Consider the following 1,338-nt stretch of genomic DNA (forward strand, 5'->3'; position numbering starts at 1 on the left):
GATGGGAGCGCACCGCCCCGCACCTGCCCCCGTGGCCCTGAGCCTGCACCCCAACGTGGACGAGCAAATCACGTTCGACTACGACCTGTAGGGCCCCAGCGCCAAAGAGAAGCGGGGCCCGGCGCAACTTGCGCTGGGGGCCCCGCTTCTCTTTAGTGGGTATTGCCCAGCCAGTTTAGCTGGCCACGGCAGCCTTCACGGCGTCGAGGCGAATGCCCATATGGGAGGCATTGAACGTGGCTTCGCCGTTCTGAATGAGCAGCAGCTGCGGCGATTGGTGCTCCACGCCAAACTGCGTGGCAATTTGGGCCGATACGGGGCGAAAGCGCAGCAGGTCGAGGTAGTAAATCGGCACGGCGTCGAGGCCGCTGGCGGCCCACTGTCGCTCAATTTTGGCCTTGGCCGCGGCGCTAATGGAGCACGTGGTGCTGTGCTTGAAGATGAGGACGGGGTGCTGGCGCGATTCGTCGGCAATGGCCGTGAGTTGGGCCGCATCGGTGAGCGGAAGCCAGGGAGTGGACATGGAATAGGAATTAATGACTGATTTAGGATGCCTTCGGCAGCCTTAAAAACGGCAGCGGAACCGCATTTGTTAGGTCCTGGCACCGGCCGCGGCCAAAAATCTCCCTTCCCACCCGCCGGGCGGCTACTTTTTCTTGCGGTTCAGGCCCAGAAAGCTCTTTTTGTTTTTCGGGTTCACCGGGGCCCCATTACGGTATTCCATGGCATCGGCCCCGGCGGGGCGGGGCTGGTCGCCGGCCCCACGGTCGAGGCGGGTGCGCGGCACGTCGAGGTGCGTGTCTTTGTAGGGCGTGGGCAGGCGGCGGCCCTCGCGCTGGGCGCGGCGGTGGGCGGCGTCCACGTCGCGCGCCTTCTGGGGCCTTATTTGGGCCCAGGCGGGGGCGGCGGCCCCCGTGGCCAGGGCCAGCAGCAGCAGCCAGCCGCCGGCGCGGAGCGGCTTATTCGAGGTCGGCTTTGGCAGGCTTGGCATCGGGTTTGGATTTGCGGTGGAAGAGGTTTTTGAACGCTTTAAGGGGCTTGAACGGCTTGCGCGGCTGCTTGTGCATGATGCGGCGCTTGAGCTTGGGCTTTTTCACAAGCCCGGTTTTTTTGTCGAAGTGCAGCTTGCCGGCCTTGGCGGGCTCCTTGGGCGCGTCGGCGGCGTCGGCCGCGGGGGCCCCGGAAGCGGTGGGGGCCTCGTCGGCGGCGTCCTTCTTCTTTTTGCTGTTTTCGCCGGCGGCGCGGGCGCTTTGCTTGCGGCGCGCTCGGCGGCCTTGCGCTGCGCCTTCACCTCGGCCGGCACGGCCGGCGTGGGCAGCCGGTAGGGGTGAAACAACT

Annotated in this window: 3 protein-coding genes; all 3 read right to left on the reverse strand. The window is 66.0% G+C overall.

The features are described from left to right. Positions 1-175: 175 nt before the first annotated feature. Positions 176-523 carry a bacillithiol system redox-active protein YtxJ gene (gene ytxJ / locus BEN49_RS15240; protein WP_070744806.1) on the reverse strand — a complete coding sequence of 116 codons (348 nt, stop codon included), beginning with the start codon at positions 521-523 and terminating at the stop codon, positions 176-178. A 123-nt stretch (positions 524-646) separates the two neighbouring features. Next, entirely contained in the window at positions 647-991 is a 345-nt protein-coding gene (locus BEN49_RS15245; RefSeq protein ID WP_070744808.1) for a hypothetical protein, read from the reverse strand. After that, a partial coding sequence (locus tag BEN49_RS28120) for a hypothetical protein (RefSeq protein ID WP_204376132.1) occupies positions 960-1,338 on the reverse strand: 379 nt, incomplete at its 5' end. The genes BEN49_RS28120 and BEN49_RS15245, both read right to left, overlap by 32 nt.

This window comes from Hymenobacter coccineus (assembly GCF_001816125.1).
GTDB lineage: Bacteria > Bacteroidota > Bacteroidia > Cytophagales > Hymenobacteraceae > Hymenobacter > Hymenobacter coccineus.

What these genes read in the sequence shown, in the direction of transcription:
- BEN49_RS15245 (WP_070744808.1), bottom strand. Translation starts at nt 991, where the DNA reads ATGCCAAGCCTGCCAAAGCCGACCTCGAATAAGCCGCTCCGCGCCGGC.
- ytxJ (WP_070744806.1), bottom strand. Translation starts at nt 523, where the DNA reads ATGTCCACTCCCTGGCTTCCGCTCACCGATGCGGCCCAACTCACGGCC.